17 protein-coding genes are annotated in these 16,710 nt (G+C 38.1%); all 17 read right to left on the reverse strand.

Going from position 1 to position 16,710, the window contains the following annotated elements; translation table 11 throughout:
- Positions 1-59: 59 nt before the first annotated feature.
- The 17 genes from J7E67_RS05495 to J7E67_RS05560 all read right to left on the reverse strand — a co-directional run bounded on the left by J7E67_RS05495 (position 60) and on the right by J7E67_RS05560 (position 16,688).
- Positions 60-977, reverse strand: a complete 918-nt coding sequence (locus tag J7E67_RS05495) for a DMT family transporter (protein WP_214731171.1) — start codon at positions 975-977, stop codon at positions 60-62.
- 109 nt (positions 978-1,086) lie between these two features.
- Positions 1,087-1,536 carry an MFS transporter gene (locus J7E67_RS05500; protein WP_214731172.1) on the reverse strand — a complete coding sequence of 150 codons (450 nt, stop codon included), beginning with the start codon at positions 1,534-1,536 and terminating at the stop codon, positions 1,087-1,089.
- 364 nt (positions 1,537-1,900) lie between these two features.
- Entirely contained in the window at positions 1,901-6,967 is a 5,067-nt protein-coding gene (locus J7E67_RS31770) for a rhamnogalacturonan lyase family protein (RefSeq protein ID WP_214731175.1), read from the reverse strand.
- Between the two features lie 329 nt (positions 6,968-7,296).
- Entirely contained in the window at positions 7,297-7,452 is a 156-nt protein-coding gene (locus tag J7E67_RS05510) for a hypothetical protein (RefSeq protein ID WP_214731177.1), read from the reverse strand.
- Between the two features lie 4 nt (positions 7,453-7,456).
- Complete coding sequence (locus J7E67_RS05515) at positions 7,457-8,251, reverse strand: alpha/beta hydrolase (protein WP_214731179.1); 795 nt, start codon at positions 8,249-8,251, stop codon at positions 7,457-7,459.
- Positions 8,248-9,036 carry a mannitol dehydrogenase family protein gene (locus J7E67_RS05520; RefSeq protein ID WP_214731181.1) on the reverse strand — a complete coding sequence of 263 codons (789 nt, stop codon included), beginning with the start codon at positions 9,034-9,036 and terminating at the stop codon, positions 8,248-8,250. Before J7E67_RS05520 ends, J7E67_RS05515 begins: the two co-directional genes overlap by 4 nt.
- The gene (locus J7E67_RS05525) at positions 9,002-9,649 is read right to left on the reverse strand and encodes a mannitol dehydrogenase family protein (protein WP_214731183.1); all 648 of its coding nucleotides are present in this window, start codon (positions 9,647-9,649) and stop codon (positions 9,002-9,004) included. Before J7E67_RS05525 ends, J7E67_RS05520 begins: the two co-directional genes overlap by 35 nt.
- Positions 9,650-9,756: 107 nt before the next feature.
- Entirely contained in the window at positions 9,757-9,933 is a 177-nt protein-coding gene (locus tag J7E67_RS31075; protein WP_251026583.1) for a hypothetical protein, read from the reverse strand.
- Positions 9,934-10,062: 129 nt separating this feature from the next.
- Positions 10,063-10,464 (reverse strand): Gfo/Idh/MocA family protein, encoded by a 402-nt coding sequence (locus tag J7E67_RS32045; protein WP_308161353.1) that lies wholly within the window; start codon positions 10,462-10,464, stop codon positions 10,063-10,065.
- 19 nt (positions 10,465-10,483) lie between these two features.
- Entirely contained in the window at positions 10,484-10,600 is a 117-nt protein-coding gene (locus J7E67_RS31775) for a hypothetical protein (protein WP_308161354.1), read from the reverse strand.
- Complete coding sequence (locus tag J7E67_RS31085; RefSeq protein ID WP_251026584.1) at positions 10,570-10,731, reverse strand: Gfo/Idh/MocA family oxidoreductase; 162 nt, start codon at positions 10,729-10,731, stop codon at positions 10,570-10,572. The genes J7E67_RS31775 and J7E67_RS31085 overlap by 31 nt, the downstream gene beginning before the upstream one ends.
- A gap of 13 nt (positions 10,732-10,744) precedes the next feature.
- Entirely contained in the window at positions 10,745-11,104 is a 360-nt protein-coding gene (locus J7E67_RS32255; protein ID WP_214731255.1) for a glucuronate isomerase, read from the reverse strand.
- A gap of 113 nt (positions 11,105-11,217) precedes the next feature.
- Positions 11,218-11,850: a YesL family protein gene (locus tag J7E67_RS05540; protein WP_214731185.1), complete on the reverse strand. Its 633-nt coding sequence runs from the start codon at positions 11,848-11,850 to the stop codon at positions 11,218-11,220.
- Positions 11,851-11,994: 144 nt separating this feature from the next.
- Positions 11,995-12,840, reverse strand: a complete 846-nt coding sequence (locus J7E67_RS05545; protein WP_214716723.1) for a carbohydrate ABC transporter permease — start codon at positions 12,838-12,840, stop codon at positions 11,995-11,997.
- A gap of 2 nt (positions 12,841-12,842) precedes the next feature.
- On the reverse strand, positions 12,843-13,802 hold the full coding sequence (locus J7E67_RS05550) for a carbohydrate ABC transporter permease (RefSeq protein ID WP_214716724.1): 960 nt from the start codon (positions 13,800-13,802) through the stop codon (positions 12,843-12,845).
- Between the two features lie 87 nt (positions 13,803-13,889).
- Positions 13,890-15,194, reverse strand: coding sequence for an ABC transporter substrate-binding protein (locus J7E67_RS05555; protein ID WP_214716725.1), 1,305 nt, complete (start codon positions 15,192-15,194; stop codon positions 13,890-13,892).
- A gap of 198 nt (positions 15,195-15,392) precedes the next feature.
- The gene (locus J7E67_RS05560) at positions 15,393-16,688 is read right to left on the reverse strand and encodes an ABC transporter substrate-binding protein (protein WP_214731187.1); all 1,296 of its coding nucleotides are present in this window, start codon (positions 16,686-16,688) and stop codon (positions 15,393-15,395) included.
- Positions 16,689-16,710 lie beyond the last annotated feature (22 nt).

Genomic DNA, 16,710 nt, shown 5'->3' on the forward strand with positions numbered 1-16,710 from the left:
TATTTCTCCGGATGTAGTCATTTAGACCAAAAAAAAATCCTCCAGTGTGGGAGGACTCTTTACATTACCGCTTTATTTGACCCAGTAGAAACCACGGTTTTAGCCGATGGCATATTTGCAATAAATACGCCTAGTAATACCAAAATACCGCCAATGATTTGATTCAGCAAGATATGATTCCCTAAAATAAAATGAGAGGCTAGGATGGCGACAAACGGCTGGATATTCATGAACATTGAAGCTGTACCTGCACCAACTTTAGCTACGCCTTTATTCCACCAAAACCCAGCAATACCTTGAGCCATGATCCCAGCAAAAATTAACAAAATCCACATAAAAAGAGAGTGGCTGATGACAGAGCCGCTCACAAAGTTTTCGACACCGGCAGCAGGAATCATTAGTACACTTCCTAGTACGGTTGAGTATATCGTAATAATAAATGTGTTCATAGTTTTTGATAAACCTCGGATAAATAATATACTAATCGAGAGGCAAAGCATGGCGATTAGTATGTTAAAATCTCCCCATGAGATTCCCAACCCGCCATTTGCAACACCAATAATTGAAAAAACACCAATTAAACTAATAATGGCTCCTGCCGATTTTTTAATGGTAAACTTGACCTTAAAGATGATTCGTTCCAATAAAATTGTCGCTATCGGTGCCAAGGAAATTATTAATGAGGCGTTAGCTGGTGTTGTATGATGGAGACCCGTAAAGTAGAAGGTTTGATTTAACAGGGTTCCAAAGATTCCAACACCAATGAGGTATTTCCACTCTGAAATGGTGGGACGCTTCATTCCTTTATGAATCATGGCTACGATTATCAAAAAAAGTGAGGTAAAGCAAATTCGAACGGTTGATAAAAAAACAGGTGAAAATCCTTGCAGTAAATAGGAACTGACCGGATAATTACACCCCCATAAAACAGAAACCAAAAAGAGACTAATAAAAGCTTTTATCATACTACTCGACATTTACCAAAGACAACCCTTCTCAAAATGTTTTTGTTGGTGACTTTTATTAGTATAGCATGGTATTTCGCTTATCGAAAGAATTATCAAAGGGAATTTTCATTCCTCTTTCCTAAGTTAAATGGATTAGAATTTCCTTGTTTGCTGCTGGCACTTGATCGGGAATTAATGCTGTTAAGGCAGTTCTCATAAAACTTAGCGTGATTTTCGCTAATGCCCAAAACAATAGAACCATCGTAAAGGATTTAGCAGCTCCGACCCCGTAAAGTGCCACGGCTCCTCCAATGGAACCCAACAAAATCCAAGGGCGCCGGCGTCCTAATTTCCATGTAGTCCTATCGCTTATCACACCTGCCATATATTGACTTAAAATACCAATTACGCCAGTCATCAAACCAAGGATACTAAAGTTTTTAGTAACGCTTGCAGGATCAAGCATAGCTAGCTTTACTGTATGCAGGAATGCTAAAGGAGTTATGAGAGCAAGATTATAACCAAAGCTTCCAATAGAAATACCTGCAATTAAACGAGGAAAAGGTGTTTTAATTATATTAGAATTCATTTTCTAACCTTCTTTCCTTTTTTATTTTTTTACAAATTGAAAGCGCTTCTATAATTTAGTGTATTGGAGACTCTAATCGATAACTATAGCCATATGTGACTTAATTCCTATCCATTTCAAACATGGTTGTTAGAATAGTAGAAATTTATCTATCAATAATTGCCTGCTTATTTAATGTTCATGGTTAAAAGTTACTATGTAGTCTTATAAGAATTTAATAAATCCTCACAATTAAGAGCGTGGATGTAGTGAGTAGAGGTGCTATACTGTGGTGTCCACTTGTGATTCGCTAATTAGTAGTATGATTAATAACAAAAAACAGGGTCCCAAAGAATGATCAGTTCTTTGGAACCCAGTTTTATTTTTATTTCATCAATGATTCAGCATACTGTTTTAATATTTGCGCTTGTTTTTCTGTGAAGTCTTTATTCGTTTTTGCTTTAACTTCGTTGATATAAGCATTTAGTTGACCATCTCTTGCACCCTTGTTCCCTTTTTCCTCAGAAGCTTTTGCCGAATTAAGTTTTGCAGTTAAAGAGCCTAAGATATTACGATCTCCGCTCGTTTCTGTTAAGAAGAACCCGGTAAGTCTTCCTAGACTATCAAAATCAACAACGACATGAATCGTTACTGATTTAGTCAATCTGTTGCCAGCAACGTCTTGAGCATCTGCCTTAAATGTATGGCTTCCTAAACCAAGCTCATAGGCAGGTATAGAAACATCCTCACATGTTGAGGAGGCAACTCCTGATAACTCGTCTGCTGCTTTACAAGTAATACTCATAACTGTGTCCACTTTGAATTCTGTACCGTCCTCCACTGTGAAGGTAATATCTGGAGCCGATTTGTCTATGTTAATTTCAACGGTTTTCTTGGGTTCGATGTTACCGGCCTTATCAACACTCCAATATTCAAGAACCTGTCGGCCATCCTCTGTTATGCTTACGGTATTGCCTTCCTGTTCTGCAGAGCCATTTAATGAAAAATAAGTTGCTTTAATACCAGATTGATAGTCATATCCAGTCAAATTCACTGTGACCGGATTATGATACCAGCCTTCCTGTACTTCCCCTCTTACCTCATGTTCGGTTTCAGGTGCATTCACATCTGGTATTTCTACTACATCAATGCTTGGTACAGGAGGCTTCGACATGCCTGTTCCAAGGAAGAAGCTAGTATGCGGCGGCTGGTTATAGCCGACGTTTTGCCAAGCAATTGATAATCGATACTGAGGGTCATTCATTAAGGTGTAAATTCTATTTTCTGTTTCCTCTGTTGTCATGTACACCTTTAAGGCACTGCTATCATCCGTTCTCCAAATGATTTCTTCTCTCCAGTCACCAAACAAATCAGCCTGTAAGACCGGATTTCCTTTTGTACCGTTATTAGATTGCGTTCCTTCGGCGGTAAGAATATTTACTAGCTTATTATTTTCATAATCCCATTTGTCTATGGTTCCAACACCTTTTGACGTGGTATCATTCCATTTGTGGTCTACTAGCTCACGAGATAAGTCTCCATCCCACCAAATTGCAAAGTTACTAGAAGGAATGTTTTCGGAAATTTTTTGTCCTTGTGCACTATAGAGTCCCCCAACCTGGCTGTTCCAGGCACCTGAAATTGCCCATGCTTCTGCACCCTCATACCTTGGGTCAATATCTGCCGCAACTCCGCGACCTGTATCCTGGCCTGTTTTCACACCCCATAAAATTTCGCCAGTTTCTGCATCGCGCATGTCATATCCATACGGACTATCTGTATGCTCCTGCACAGCAAAAACTTCAAGCCCTGGTCTTGTTGGATCAAGATCACTCACATGCTGTGCATCCCCATGTCCTAAACCGGTTGTATATATGCCCTTACCATCATCATCGATTACTGCCTGACCGTAAACGATTTCATCTTTACCATCCTTATCGATATCAGCAACACTTAAGTTATGGTAACCTTGTCCTGCATAGTCTCTATGCTCTTCATCGTTGGAATCGAAAAGCCACTGCTTTGTCAATTTTCCTTTTTTAAATTGATAAGCAGTAAGTACGGTTCTTGTATAATATCCACGTGCCATGATTATACTTGGAGTTTCGCCATCTAAATAAGCAACCGCAGCAAGGAAACGATCAACACGATTACCATAGCTGTCACCCCAAGCACCAACGTCACCTCGTGGTGGTTCGTAATCAGTTGTAGTAAGTGCTTTTCCAGTCTCACCCTCAAATACAGTTAAGTATTCTGCACCCTGCAGAACGTAACCTGAGCTGTTACGGTGGTCTGCATCCGCTTTGCCGATTACTGTTCCCTGCCCGTCCGTGGTGCCATCTGCCGTTTTAAAAACAATCTCTGCTTTTCCATCCCCATCAAAATCATAAACGAGGAACGGTGAATAGTGAGCACCTGCACGAATATTTTTACCCAAATCAATCCGCCATTTTAAAGTACCATCCATTTCATAGGCATCTACATATACATTGCCGGTATAGCCTGCTTGAGAGTTATCCTTGGAATTGGTTGGATCCCACTTTAACACCAATTCATACTTTCCATCAGCATCTAAATCACCGATACTTGCATCATTCGCACGGTATGAATATGGATCGCCAAGTGGTGTCACACCATCCGCTGGTTTTTGAAGCGGAATATCCATGTAATTTTGATTTAATACATTCGTAGTGTCCTTTGATTTTCTTTCTTTTCCGTCAATTACCGCACGAACTTCATAAGTTGATTTAGATTTTCCTTCTTTATCAACGTAGTTGGTGCTGGTAGTAATGGGTTTAGAATTAACCTTTTCACCGTCACGGTAGACGTTAAAGCTAACACCCTCAGGATCGGTTCCGAGCATTCTCCAGCTGACAAAAACGCCTTCTTCCGTTTTCATGGCAACGGGAGCACGGTCAATGTCTTCCATTTGTCTTTTTAATTTAGTTACAGCTGGTGTTTTTAGGCTATCGGATAGCTCTGAAATTCCACCTGCATTAACAGCTGAAACCTTATAAAAATAAGGAATCGTTGTTAAAACAGTTTCATCTTTGTAAGATATAGTTTTCGTTTTACCAATAAATTCAAATGTTCCATTCGCCTTTTTCGAACGGTACACATTATACGTAATAGCTCCTTCTACCTGATCCCAGCTAATCGTAAGGTCATTCTTATTTACTTCACCAACCTGTAGGTTACCTGGTTTAGCTGGAACTGGCTTTGATGGATCCACCATTACCACTTTTAACGGAAGTGAAGGATCTGTTTCCACATCTGTATTATCTACCGTTGTAGCAACATACTGATATTCCATCCCAACATCCACCGTACTATCTGTATAGGATGTTGTTTTGGAGCTGCCAACCAATATAAAATCACTTGTCCCGGCAACTTTTCGGTAAACATTATATTTGACTGCATCCTCAACTGGTTTCCATGATAGAGTAACATATGGATTTTCAGCATTTAATGATTTGTCATCCACTTTAAGATTTGACGGAGCAATCAATATTGGGGTTATTTCAACAGCGTTAACAATCCCTGTTTGCCCCCCGAAACTAAAATTCATTTGTTCATCTTTAACGGAAACCTGAGAAACGACTTTAGTTGTATAGTTATTTTTAGATGAAGAAATTGTGCCATAATCCTGACCTTCAACGGCAAGAGTGGTTCTTGCACTTCCTGTTAAATCGCCAACATAGACTTTTAAAGCATAAAGTCCGTTTGGCACATCAACGTTAAATTTCCATCCGATGTTAAAATAGCCTAGCCAATCTCGAACAAGATTGTCACCTGTTTTGCGGTCGCGTCCAATCATACCTGTTGCATCTACAATCCCATAGCCTCTTTGAGGTGTATATAAAGTTGATAGATTAACCTCAGTAAATCCTTCGGCAACAGGACTTCCTGCGATTCCAAAGTCAAATTTTAAGGTTGCTTTTTTCGTTGTAAATTGTTTCACATCCGATATTTCGGATTCACCTTTTCCATTAACCGCAGTAACATAAACGTCGTAGGTTTTCCCTTCTTCCATTCCTGTTATATTAAGTTGAGGAATGGTAGAGGTACCCACCGATTTATATTCGCTGTCAGTGGAGAGTTTTCGGTAAATCCTGTAAATGTCAGCTCCATCTATAGATTTCCAAGTTACAAGCGCACCAGCATTACTAATGCTGCTTACTTCCACGTCAGTTGGTTTGCCTGGAACATTTGCAGGAGGTTCTATACCGGTAACATACTGAGAAAGTGGAATATTCAGATTTTTAATTTCATCTGATACTAGACGTGCGAGCTGAATGGCCCCGTATTCCTGAAAGTGTGTATTATCCTGGGATCCATTTGGGAATGCAGTATAAACACCTGGGTCTGTATGTAAAAATACGGAAAGACTTCCTTCAGGTCCAATGGTGTCGTAATAGGCAACACTTCGTGCACTTAAATCGACTACGTCGACATTCATTTCTGCTGCTACTTCTTGCATTCCCTGAACATATTCTGGAAAGCTGACATTAAATTTGCCAGTTGTTGTGTTAAAGTCACGTCTCCCAACAGGAGTAACAAGAATTGGTGTTGCACCTCGTTGGCGGGCGCCATTAATATAGGTTTTTAGATAATTTTTATAATCTGGTACCGATGCATAACGGTCCGGTAAACTGACGGTTGCATCGTTATGGCCAAATTGAATGAGAAAATAGTCTTTTGGTTTAATTTCTCTAAGAATATTATCTAAACGGCCTTCATTTATAAACGACTTAGTACTTCTACCGCCAATCGCTTGGTTCTTAAAGGTTACATCTGAACTGAAATAGCGAGGAATCATCTGGCCCCAGCCAGCTTCTGGTCTCCAATATTCATCATAAGTCTGAACAGTTGAGTCACCTGCAATATAAACGGTTGGTAGTTCTCCTGCCGTTCTTTCTGAAACTTTCTCAATGATGATTCCGTTTATTTTTGGGGTAGCTCCTGTAAATTCAAAGTTGAATTGTCCATCAATGAGTGCAATCTCAAACTTCCGTTCAATGTGTTGACCAGTTGGAATTGTCGTGTTTTGAATTTTCTGAATATTTTCCACCTTAACACCCACTTCGGTTACTTCTGTGTCATCACCAGCAATAACTGTGACCGAATAGTCACCATTTGGTAGATCTACGTTAAAGGGAGTCTCAGTTGTTAATATAAAATCTGAATTCAAATGGTCTGATGTTGATCGATCTGTAGAGGTTACCTTGGAGATATCAGCAAAACCGTAACCGGTTTCTGCCGAATAGGCTGTGTCTGAAGAAACTTTTAAATAGCCATCTTTCACGGCGCTTGTTGGTGTTCCAAAATCAAATTTTTTTAAAATGGATGGTGCCTCCGCGGAAACTTGATTTGGTGCAGCCGGAACAGAGGTTATTAATAACAAAATACTAAGAATAACAACAAATAACTTCCTCGAATTGCTTTTTTTCATATTCGCTTGCTTTCCTCCCCTATTGAACATTATTTTCCTATTTTTATCACTTAATTACTTACTATAAATTCAGCTCCTTCCCCGCTGTTTTGGCAGCGTTTTCAACTGTATATTAGCTTCCTAATGGACTTTTTAATAGTAAAAATACAGTTATGAATGTTTAATAAACAGTGATTGTAAAAAACAGGATTTTACTCCTATTATTAATTAGGTAGTTTTCCTTATGAATTTACTACATCCCTAAAGACTAAGTTCCTACTAAACAAATAAAAAAGCTTGCAGAATATGACTTAATCATTCTGCAAGCTATCTATTTATTATGTCAATCGTCAACTTGCTTTCACAGTATTTGGAACCGGAAACCTTAAAATGTTTGTAAATGACCCACCACTCTTTTGCTTCTCGGTTCCTAACATTACAGGAGCAGCAGCACCTTCATAATTTGGGATCCCTAAATAACGGGAGTATCGGAACATTTGATTCAACTTGTTAAAACCCCCTTTTCCTTAACCAAGCTTCACACAGACTTGGCCAAACTTTTGCTTCTGGATGCTCCTGAGCTAAACCTAATCCATGCCGACCGCTTTCAAATACATGAAGATCATATGGTATTTTATGCTTGCTTAAACCGGAAGCAAAAAGCAAGCAGTTTTCCACGTCTACCGCATTATCATCGGCCGTGTGCCAAAGAAATGCTGGCGGAGTTTCTTTTGTAATTTGAGTTTCATTAGATAAAATACTCTTGATTTCTTCGTTTGGATTCTCCCCTAATAAATTTTGCCTACTTCCCTCATGGGTTTGTTCTCCCATTGTAATAACGGGGTAGCATAAGACCATTAAATCAGGGCGGCTGCTATAACATTCAATTGGGTCATCGGCCAGTTTATTTCCATAGTCAAAGTGCGTTCCTGCAGTGGAGGCTAAATGACCTCCTGCAGAAAACCCAAGAATTCCAACACGATTTGGATCTAATCTCCACTCTGGCGCATGATATCTTGTTAGTCTAATAGCCCTCTTTACATCCTCTAACGGTATGGGATGTTTGTATGGAGCAACTCGATAATTTAGAACAATAGCAGAGATTCCAATGTCGTTCAGCCAATAGGCTATAGGGTATGCCTCATGTGGAGCGCGGAAAGCGTAAGCTCCTCCGGGTGCTATGATGATGACGGGATGCGGCCCACCCCCTTCAAGCAAAGACAGCTGGATACTTGGCGCGTTTTCACTAGGACCGTTTTCTTCAAAATTTACAGACTCCCATAATCGTATTTTTTTACTTTTCATCGGCCATCCACCTTGGGAATGGGGTCCTGTAGTAAGCTGGACAAGCTTTCAGACATCCCAATCTGAAGTATACTTTCTAAATGGCCGAAGATAATTTCAGTCAACCCAGCAATATTAGCCAAATTAAAACCCCATAACGCTTCGTTTTCAAGTACTTTTCCTACAAGCTGTTCAAGCCCTAACCGGTTCTCATCATAGGCCTCCCAGGCTTCTGAAAAAGCTGAAACCGCCTCTTTTGAATCACGGATTTTGTATTCCCCGCCAGCTCGATTCCCTATCATATGCTCATCATCGGTAACTCTTGTGGGACGGTAATAATGAAACAAAGCTGCCATTGAAAAAGATAAGAGGCTTGGAATCCGGTTGTCCCTTTCTATCCAATCTAATAGAATTGGCAATACCCTTGTCTTAAATTTACTAATTGCATTTAAGCCAATATCACCAAGAAAATGTTCAACGAATCGGTTGCTGAAGTGTTCGATTACGGAATGGGCAAAATCAGTCTTTTCCTTGGCATCAAATGATAAGACTGGAAGAATTTCTTCGAAAATGACCTTCTTTACAAATTCACTAACATTTTTATCCTCCATTACTTCAAATACCGTATTTAATCCCGATAGAAAACCAATCGAAAATAACAACGTATGAGGTGCATTTAATAAGCTGACCTTTAACTGACGATATGGGGTAACATCACCCCATTTAACGTTTAACCCTGCCTTGTGAAATGGTATATTTTCCATTATCGTTTCATTTCCTTCGATCGCAAAAAGAATACGGCTCACCTACTCCAATTAAATTATCTTCATACCCAAGTACATCTTGAAAATGATCGATATTTTTCTTCTGATATCCAGGTACAATTCGGTCGACTAATGTATTACAGAATTTAATATGTTGGTTTACCCAAACCATAAAGTCTTCCCCTAAATTCCAAGCATTTGAATACTTTATTACTAAGCTCTTTAACAAATCACCATTATTCTCAACCAATTCACATGGTATAATTGTTAACCCGGTATAAGGGTCACCGTTCATTTTTATAAATCTATGGTAAAGAAAAGCGGCAAGTTTTCCGGGATATGACTTAGGTGATTGATTAATATTATAGGATTCGTTTATATAGGTTAAGCCAGCTTCTGTCGTATTTGAAAAAACAAATTCAAGATCCTCAGATTCTGCAAGTTTCAAAACTTCATGCCAATTCTCATAGGGGTTTATTCCTCTGGAAATGGAAGAAATAATTTCGTACTTTTCAACTTCACTTCCCTCTTCAATCCCTTGTAGAACAAATGTGTACAGACCATTCTGAGCATTTAATTTTGGGACAACTTTTCCGTGCGGGGTTGGCTGGATAGCGACTACTTTACCATTAAACAAACCCAGAAACGAGGTCATTACCTGGTCCCTCAATAGATTTAGTCAGTTTAGACACTACGCCGCCATAAACGTTCTCATGGTTACTAAAACATTATCATTTTTATGAATGATGACATGTTCTACTTTCATTGTTCATCCTCCTTGACCAGCTTAACTGGTTTTCCAGTTCTTGCAGACTGAGTAGCTGCAGCCGTAACACGATGTGTTTTTACCGCATCTTTATAGGATGATAAGATTTGAGTTGGATCCCCTGTTCTGACGGCATCAAGAAAGATTTTATTTTCTACTTTGTATGGGTCCATTTGACTTGTATATTCGATAATCTCCTTACCACGAGTTACTCTTAATTGATCGGAATTGATTTCTATTACTCCTCTATCCGTATAAACTTCAAGCCCAACCTTGTTTGAATCAGGGAGAATACAGGTATTTTAAATATTCGCAACGATGCCATTGTTTAGCTTTAAGATTACACTTCCTACATCAGAAACCGTTGTCCCCTCAACTTTTTCCGCCATCGTCCTGCTGCTATAAGCAGCATAGACTTCCTTTATCTCACCACAGAGAAAACGTAAAAGATCGACAATATGTGTAGTCTGTTCCATAAATTGTCCGCCTGACTTTTTCACGTCTCTCCACCAAGGGACCATCGGCATATTCCCCATCCAATAACCAAGAGCCATGCCCACTTGACGCTCCTGAAGAAGGGATAATGCCTTGTTAGTGATGTCTTTATAACGCCAGTGGTAGCCTACAGAAGTAATAAGACCCTGCTCTTCTATCTTTCTGGTAATTTCATATGGCTCATCATGTATTCCAAGCGGCTTCCCCACAAAAAAGGGATCCTTCTTTCTAGCACCCATGTTCAATGGAACCATGGCCCATTGGCGGTACACATATATAGACGGCATCTAGTTTTTGTTTATCTAACATTTGCTCTACGTTTGCATAGCCAGGGCATTGGACCATTTTCTTGCTTCGGCTTCTGCTTTTTCAATACTTGTTCCACAAAATGCCGTAACCTCTATTCCGTTCATTTCGCCTAAAATATTTGAATGCATATTTGTGAACCAACCCGTACCAATAAATCCAATTTTCACCTTAAATCTCCCCTTATTGTGTATGATCTATAAGAGCCTCTTTGATTGTATTCCTGTTTCCGACTTTTGATATCATTTCACCTTTCATTCCCTTTGAAAAAATGATCGATACTTCATCTAACGTAGTTTCTTCAAATGGCAGTGTTTTGAAGGCATGATCAGATATACGACTTCCGGCCTCATGAAATACATTTATCCTCATATCGAGTGATTTTAGTAAGTCTTCATATGTAGTAATGCTGGTATTTGTAACTTCGGACAGCTTATCAATATACTCTTTGAAGGTTGGCAGATTGATATTTAACGCTTTGTCTGGACGAAAAGAAAGTAAAACCTTTGTGTGTATGTCTGCATTCTCTTTAATTACTTCAATAAAAAATCTTCATGGATAAACGAGTTCATGTTTGTTTCCTCCTCAAGAATTGTAAAATGTTGAAAGGGAGAGATAGTAAATTCCCTCCACTATCTCTCCCAAATATTTATTATTTAATTGAGTACTAACTTAGATTTTTGATTAATTTTTTCGAAGGCATTAGTTGCGGGTTTCATAATAAATAGGGCTAATAGATTTCCGCTATATAGGATACATATTGGCGGCGCATAGGAAAGTGCAAAACATATACCAAAGCTGCCTATCAGCATATAAAAGGTAGAGAGTGGATTCATAATCATTACAAAAAAGGAGTTTTTAATTACCTGACTAATATTCATATCATAATGCACAAAAATTGGAATGATATAAAACAGCATTGAAATAAAAATGAACGTGATGATAAAAAATGGGACATAAAGAATAGATACGAAACTATTGGCAGCATTTTGGATGAACTGAAAATCTATGTACAAAACAATTCCAATGGCAAAAATCATTAAGCCGAGAAGATTACTCTTTAAAAACTCCCGTTTATATGCAGTCCAAAATGTCTTAAAGATAGAAACATCCTCTTTTCCCAGCATCCATTTTCGGACAACCGAGAACATTGCCACCGTTGCAGGAAAAAAACCGAAGATGACCAGACCTAGAAGTGAAAAAGAAATCCATAGTATGTTTAAGAACGCTAGTCTTGATATCCATTCAAGCAACTTATAAAAACCGCCCATAAAAGTAGAAGTTTCCATTCATAATCCCCCTTACTCCATTGAAAACCTTAATTCCAATATGATATAGTCTTTGCCACTTCTGATTAAGATCTAAATCATGTACGAAGTGGCAAAGGTTTAAGATAGTCTGGTATTTTAATTATCATACCTTTGAACAACATATTACCCTTTCAATCCGCTGGTACTTATACCTTCTACAACATGACGTTGGAAGAGGAAGAAAATAACGAATACAGGAATCAAGGTAACCACAGACATGGCAAACATTGCGCCCCAGTTAGATACCGTTTCATTACTTAGGAACATATTTAAAGCCATGGAAACTGTATACTTTGATGGGCTATTTAAATATAGTACAGGTCCTAATAGGGATTCCCAAGTCCAATAGAATGAGAAAATCGCAGATGTTGCTAAAGCTGGTCGTATCAACGGCAAAATAATCTTCGAGAAGATCTTGAAGGTACCACAGCCATCAATAATTGCTGCTTCATCTAGTTCTCTTGGAATGGTTCGTATAAATTGAACTAATAAGAAGATAAAGAACGGATGTCCAAAATATGCTGGTATCGCAAGTGGTTTAATGGAGTTAAGCCATCCAAGCTTTGAGAAAATGATATATTGCGGTACCATTACCACATCATGTGGAAGCATTAAGGTAACCATCATGATTCCAAACCAAATTGCTTTTCCTTTAAACTCTAATCGTGCAAATCCAAAGGCAATAACAGCAGATGAGATTACCTGACCAATTAAGGTAATTACTACCAGGATTGCTGTATTTTTAATGAACACCCCAAATGAATTGCCGCCAATCCCTTTCCAACCTTCTGCAAAGTTTGTCCAAATCCAAGTTTCAGGAATTAGTGACTTTGCCGTAATAAAAATCGTGTCACTTGGTTTAAATGAGCTCATTAGGAGCCAAATAACAGGATAAAGCATTAATAATGCAAAACCGCCCACTAGTATGTGATATATCCACCATCTTGGTGATCTTAACTTCGATGCCATTGTTATTTGCCCCCTTCCGATTCATAGTGAACCCAGTATTTTGATGTTGTAAAAATAATAACTGTTAATATTCCTACGATAATAAGCATGATCCATGCCATTGCTGAAGCATAACCCATATTAAAGAACTCAAAACCTTGGATGAATAAATATAATGAATAAAGAAGGGTTCCGTCTAACGGGCCTCCTGTACCTTTAGAGATAATAAACGCTGGTACAAATGTCATAAATGCAGCAATAGTTTGCATTACCGTATTGAATAGAATAACTGGGCTTAGCATTGGAAGAGTGATTTTGAAGAATTGCTGTATTCCATTTGCTCCGTCAACGCTAGCTGCTTCATAATAACTTTTTGGAATACCTTTTAATCCAGCTAAGAAGATCAGCATCGAAGAACCAAATTGCCATACTGACAAGAAGATGAGCATCCATAACGCTGCAGTCGGGTTACCAAACCATTTAACGATTGGGATCCCAAGTGTATCTAGTAATATATTGACAATACCTAAATCACCAAAAACATTACGCCACATAATCGCAACGGCAACGCTGCCGCCGATAAGTGAAGGTAAATAGAACAATGAGCGATACAGTCCAACAGCTTTCGATGCTGTATTTAACATCAAGGCAATTAATAATGCGAAGGCGAGTCTTAAAGGAACCCCAGCAGCCACATAGATGAGTGTAACTTTTAATGATTGCCAATAGCGAGGGTCCGCTGTAAACATTTTTAAGTAGTTATCAAATCCTATCCATGTCGGTGGTGCAAATAGATTATAGTTTGTAAATGATAAATATAAAGATGCTAGTATAGGAATTAACGTAAATGCAAGGAATCCAATAATAAACGGACTGATAAACGCATATCCGGTCAAGTTTTCCTTGATGGCACGGCTTCGTTTGGTAACAGGGCGGATCGTAATATCTGCTCTTATATTTTCCTTTATCACACGTGTACTCATTCATTCATCTCCTTATGCTTTGGATTCATTTCCTAAGATGAAGGACGATAGCTGATCTAAAAAAGTGATCAGCTATCGAAGTGGAAATTATTTTTTGTTTTGTGCTAAGACACTTTCAGCTTGTTGTCTAAACTGTTTTGCAGCATCTTTCACTGATATATTTCCATAAGCCATTTGTTCAGCTAAACTGTCAAGCGTTTCAATCACTTGTCCGGCACCAACTGGGTCTGGACCATCGAATGCTGAGCTGTTTCCTTCTGTCCAATCCACATAATCAAATACCTGAACTTGTGCTGGTGAAAGCAACGGCTTTAATGCTTCTTTTACAGTTGAAGAACCAGGAACACCACGATCGCCTAGATTTAATTTGTTAGCTTCGATATCATTGATCATGAAGTCAATAAATTTTGCAGCTTCTTCTTTATTTTTCGAATTATTTCCAACTGACCAGAACATACTAGGTTTTAAATATAAACCAGCTTTGCTGTCAGGACCAGGCATTGGAGCGATAGCTAGTTCTCTATTTGCAACTTGTTGTAATCCAACAAACTGGTTTGACCATTGCCAGATACCAATTGCCTTTTGTGTAACAACAGGATCATCTTCAATTCCTTTAAGTTGTGCTAAATAATCAGGAGTTGGAACTGCTTTGTCCTTAATCAAATCAGAACGCATATTAAAGAAATCGATGAACAACTTGTCATCCTTATATCCTAGAGATGCTCCATCTTTGCTATATAATGACTTACCTTCTGTTCTTAAATAGTAGTTGAAAAATACATCAGCCTTCATACTAGTATCCATAAATAGGCCAGCGTCTTTTGCTTTTGCTGCGATTTCTTTGTAATCGTCCCAAGTCCAATTTTCAGGTATAGAATCTACACCAGCTTTTTTAAGTATTGCTGGATCATGATGGAAACCAACAACGTTTACACCAGCGTTAATACCATATAGCTTGTCGCCAAGTTTACCGCCATCAATGATGTTTTCACTAATATCTTTTGTATTGATTTGTTTATCCAAATATGGAGTTAAATCAGCAATTTGATTATTTTGGGCATACTGTGAAAAGTATGATAAGTCCATTTGAATAATATCTGGAAGCTCATTTGCTGCTGCTTGTGGAGCTAGCTTCTTCCAGTAGTCATCCCAGGCTGCATATTCTGCTTCAATCTTTACATTAGGATTTTTTTCTTCATACATTTTAATAATTTCAAGAGTATAATCATGTCGCGGTTGAGAGCCCCACCATGCTATGCGAAGAGTTACTTGTTCATCTTTTTTGTCTTCTTTAGGTTTAGATTCTTCACCGCTTGATGTACTACTGCTGTTACATGCTGCTAATGAAAAAACCATAACAAAAGTAAACAATAACACTAAAAATTTCTTCATTTATTACTTCCCCCTTCTTTTTTCACACTTTTATGTAAGTGTTTACATTTCTAATTATGCAATGAAATCAAAATAGTCTGAATCCAATTTTCCGCTTTGTTTGTTTAAAAATCAGACATTTAATTAGAAATAGAAAAGCTCCCTTGAACCATGCTGATCAGTGCATGGTTCAAGGGAGCTTTCATCTTGGTGGATAGGTTAGTTTTTGTTTGAAAGGATTTTGTTAGCTTCTGTTCTAAATATTTGCGCCCCTTCTTCAGGTGAAATTTTTTTAAACAATATTCGTTCCGAAACATCTTGTAATATTTTCACTACCTCTATACTGCCAAGGGGATCTGCTTTTTCAACATTTTGGTTTGTATTTCTTACATTATTTACATAGTCGAATACCTTTTTCTGGATATCTGTTAAATCATTTTCTATTTTTTCTATTACATGCGTAGAAATGGGAACTCCTCTTTCACCTTTTATTAGTCTATTTGCTTGAATATCATTTATAAAGAAATTAATAAATTTAGCAGCCGCCTCTTTATGCTTTGAACTATCTGACATTGAAAAAAGCATACTAGGCTTCACGGTAAGCCCCAACTCTTGTCCTGGACCTGGAGGAGGAATAAGATCTAGCTGACGGTTTGTTGCTTCCAAAAAGCCAAAATATTGGTTGGAATATACCCATTGCATCGGTGATTGTTGCTTTACTAATAACTCATCCTCTATTGCTTTTATCTGTTCTGTAACATCCGTTCTTGGAAACGCACCATTTTCCAGTAGTCTTAATTGCATCTTGAAATAATCAATAAACAATTGATCATTCTCATAACCTAATCCAGTTCCAGAATTATTATATAAATTCATTCCTTTAGTACGTAAGTAATACGAGAAGAACACATCAGGGGATTTCATACCGTTTGTACCATAAATTTGCTTTTCTTTGTGAACTTGTAAAACAATTTCTTCAAAATCGCTCCATGTCCAATTAGCTTTCGGATAATTAGCCACATCTGAAGAAAGTAAATTTGGATCCACGACGATTGCTGGTGCATTTAATCCTAATGGAAAACCATACAAATTTCCGCCGATTTTCCCGCCAGTGAGAATTCCCTCACTGATTGTTTCTGTTTTAATCGTTTCTTGATTAATATATGGGGTTAAATCTTCAAGCAAGTGATTTTCACTGTATGTCCTAAGATATAGCAAATCCATTTGAATAATGTCAGGTAGTTGATTACCCGCTGCCATCGGGGCTAATCGTTTCCAATAATCGTCCCAATTTGCATATAAAGGCTCAACATTAATATTTGGATATTTTTTCTCAAACAATTCTATTACTTCCAAGGTATAATCATGTCGTGGATGTTCGCCCCACCAGGCAATTCTTATAGTGATTTCCTCTTTACCTTTACTTTCTGCAGAATCTGCTAGATTGAATTTTCCACAACCACCAGCGAAAAATACCATTACTAGGGATAAAGTTGAAAACAATAGTTTTTTCATCGTTTTTTTCCCCTTTTACTAT

The sequence above is a fragment of the Bacillus sp. ISL-46 genome (assembly GCF_018613205.1).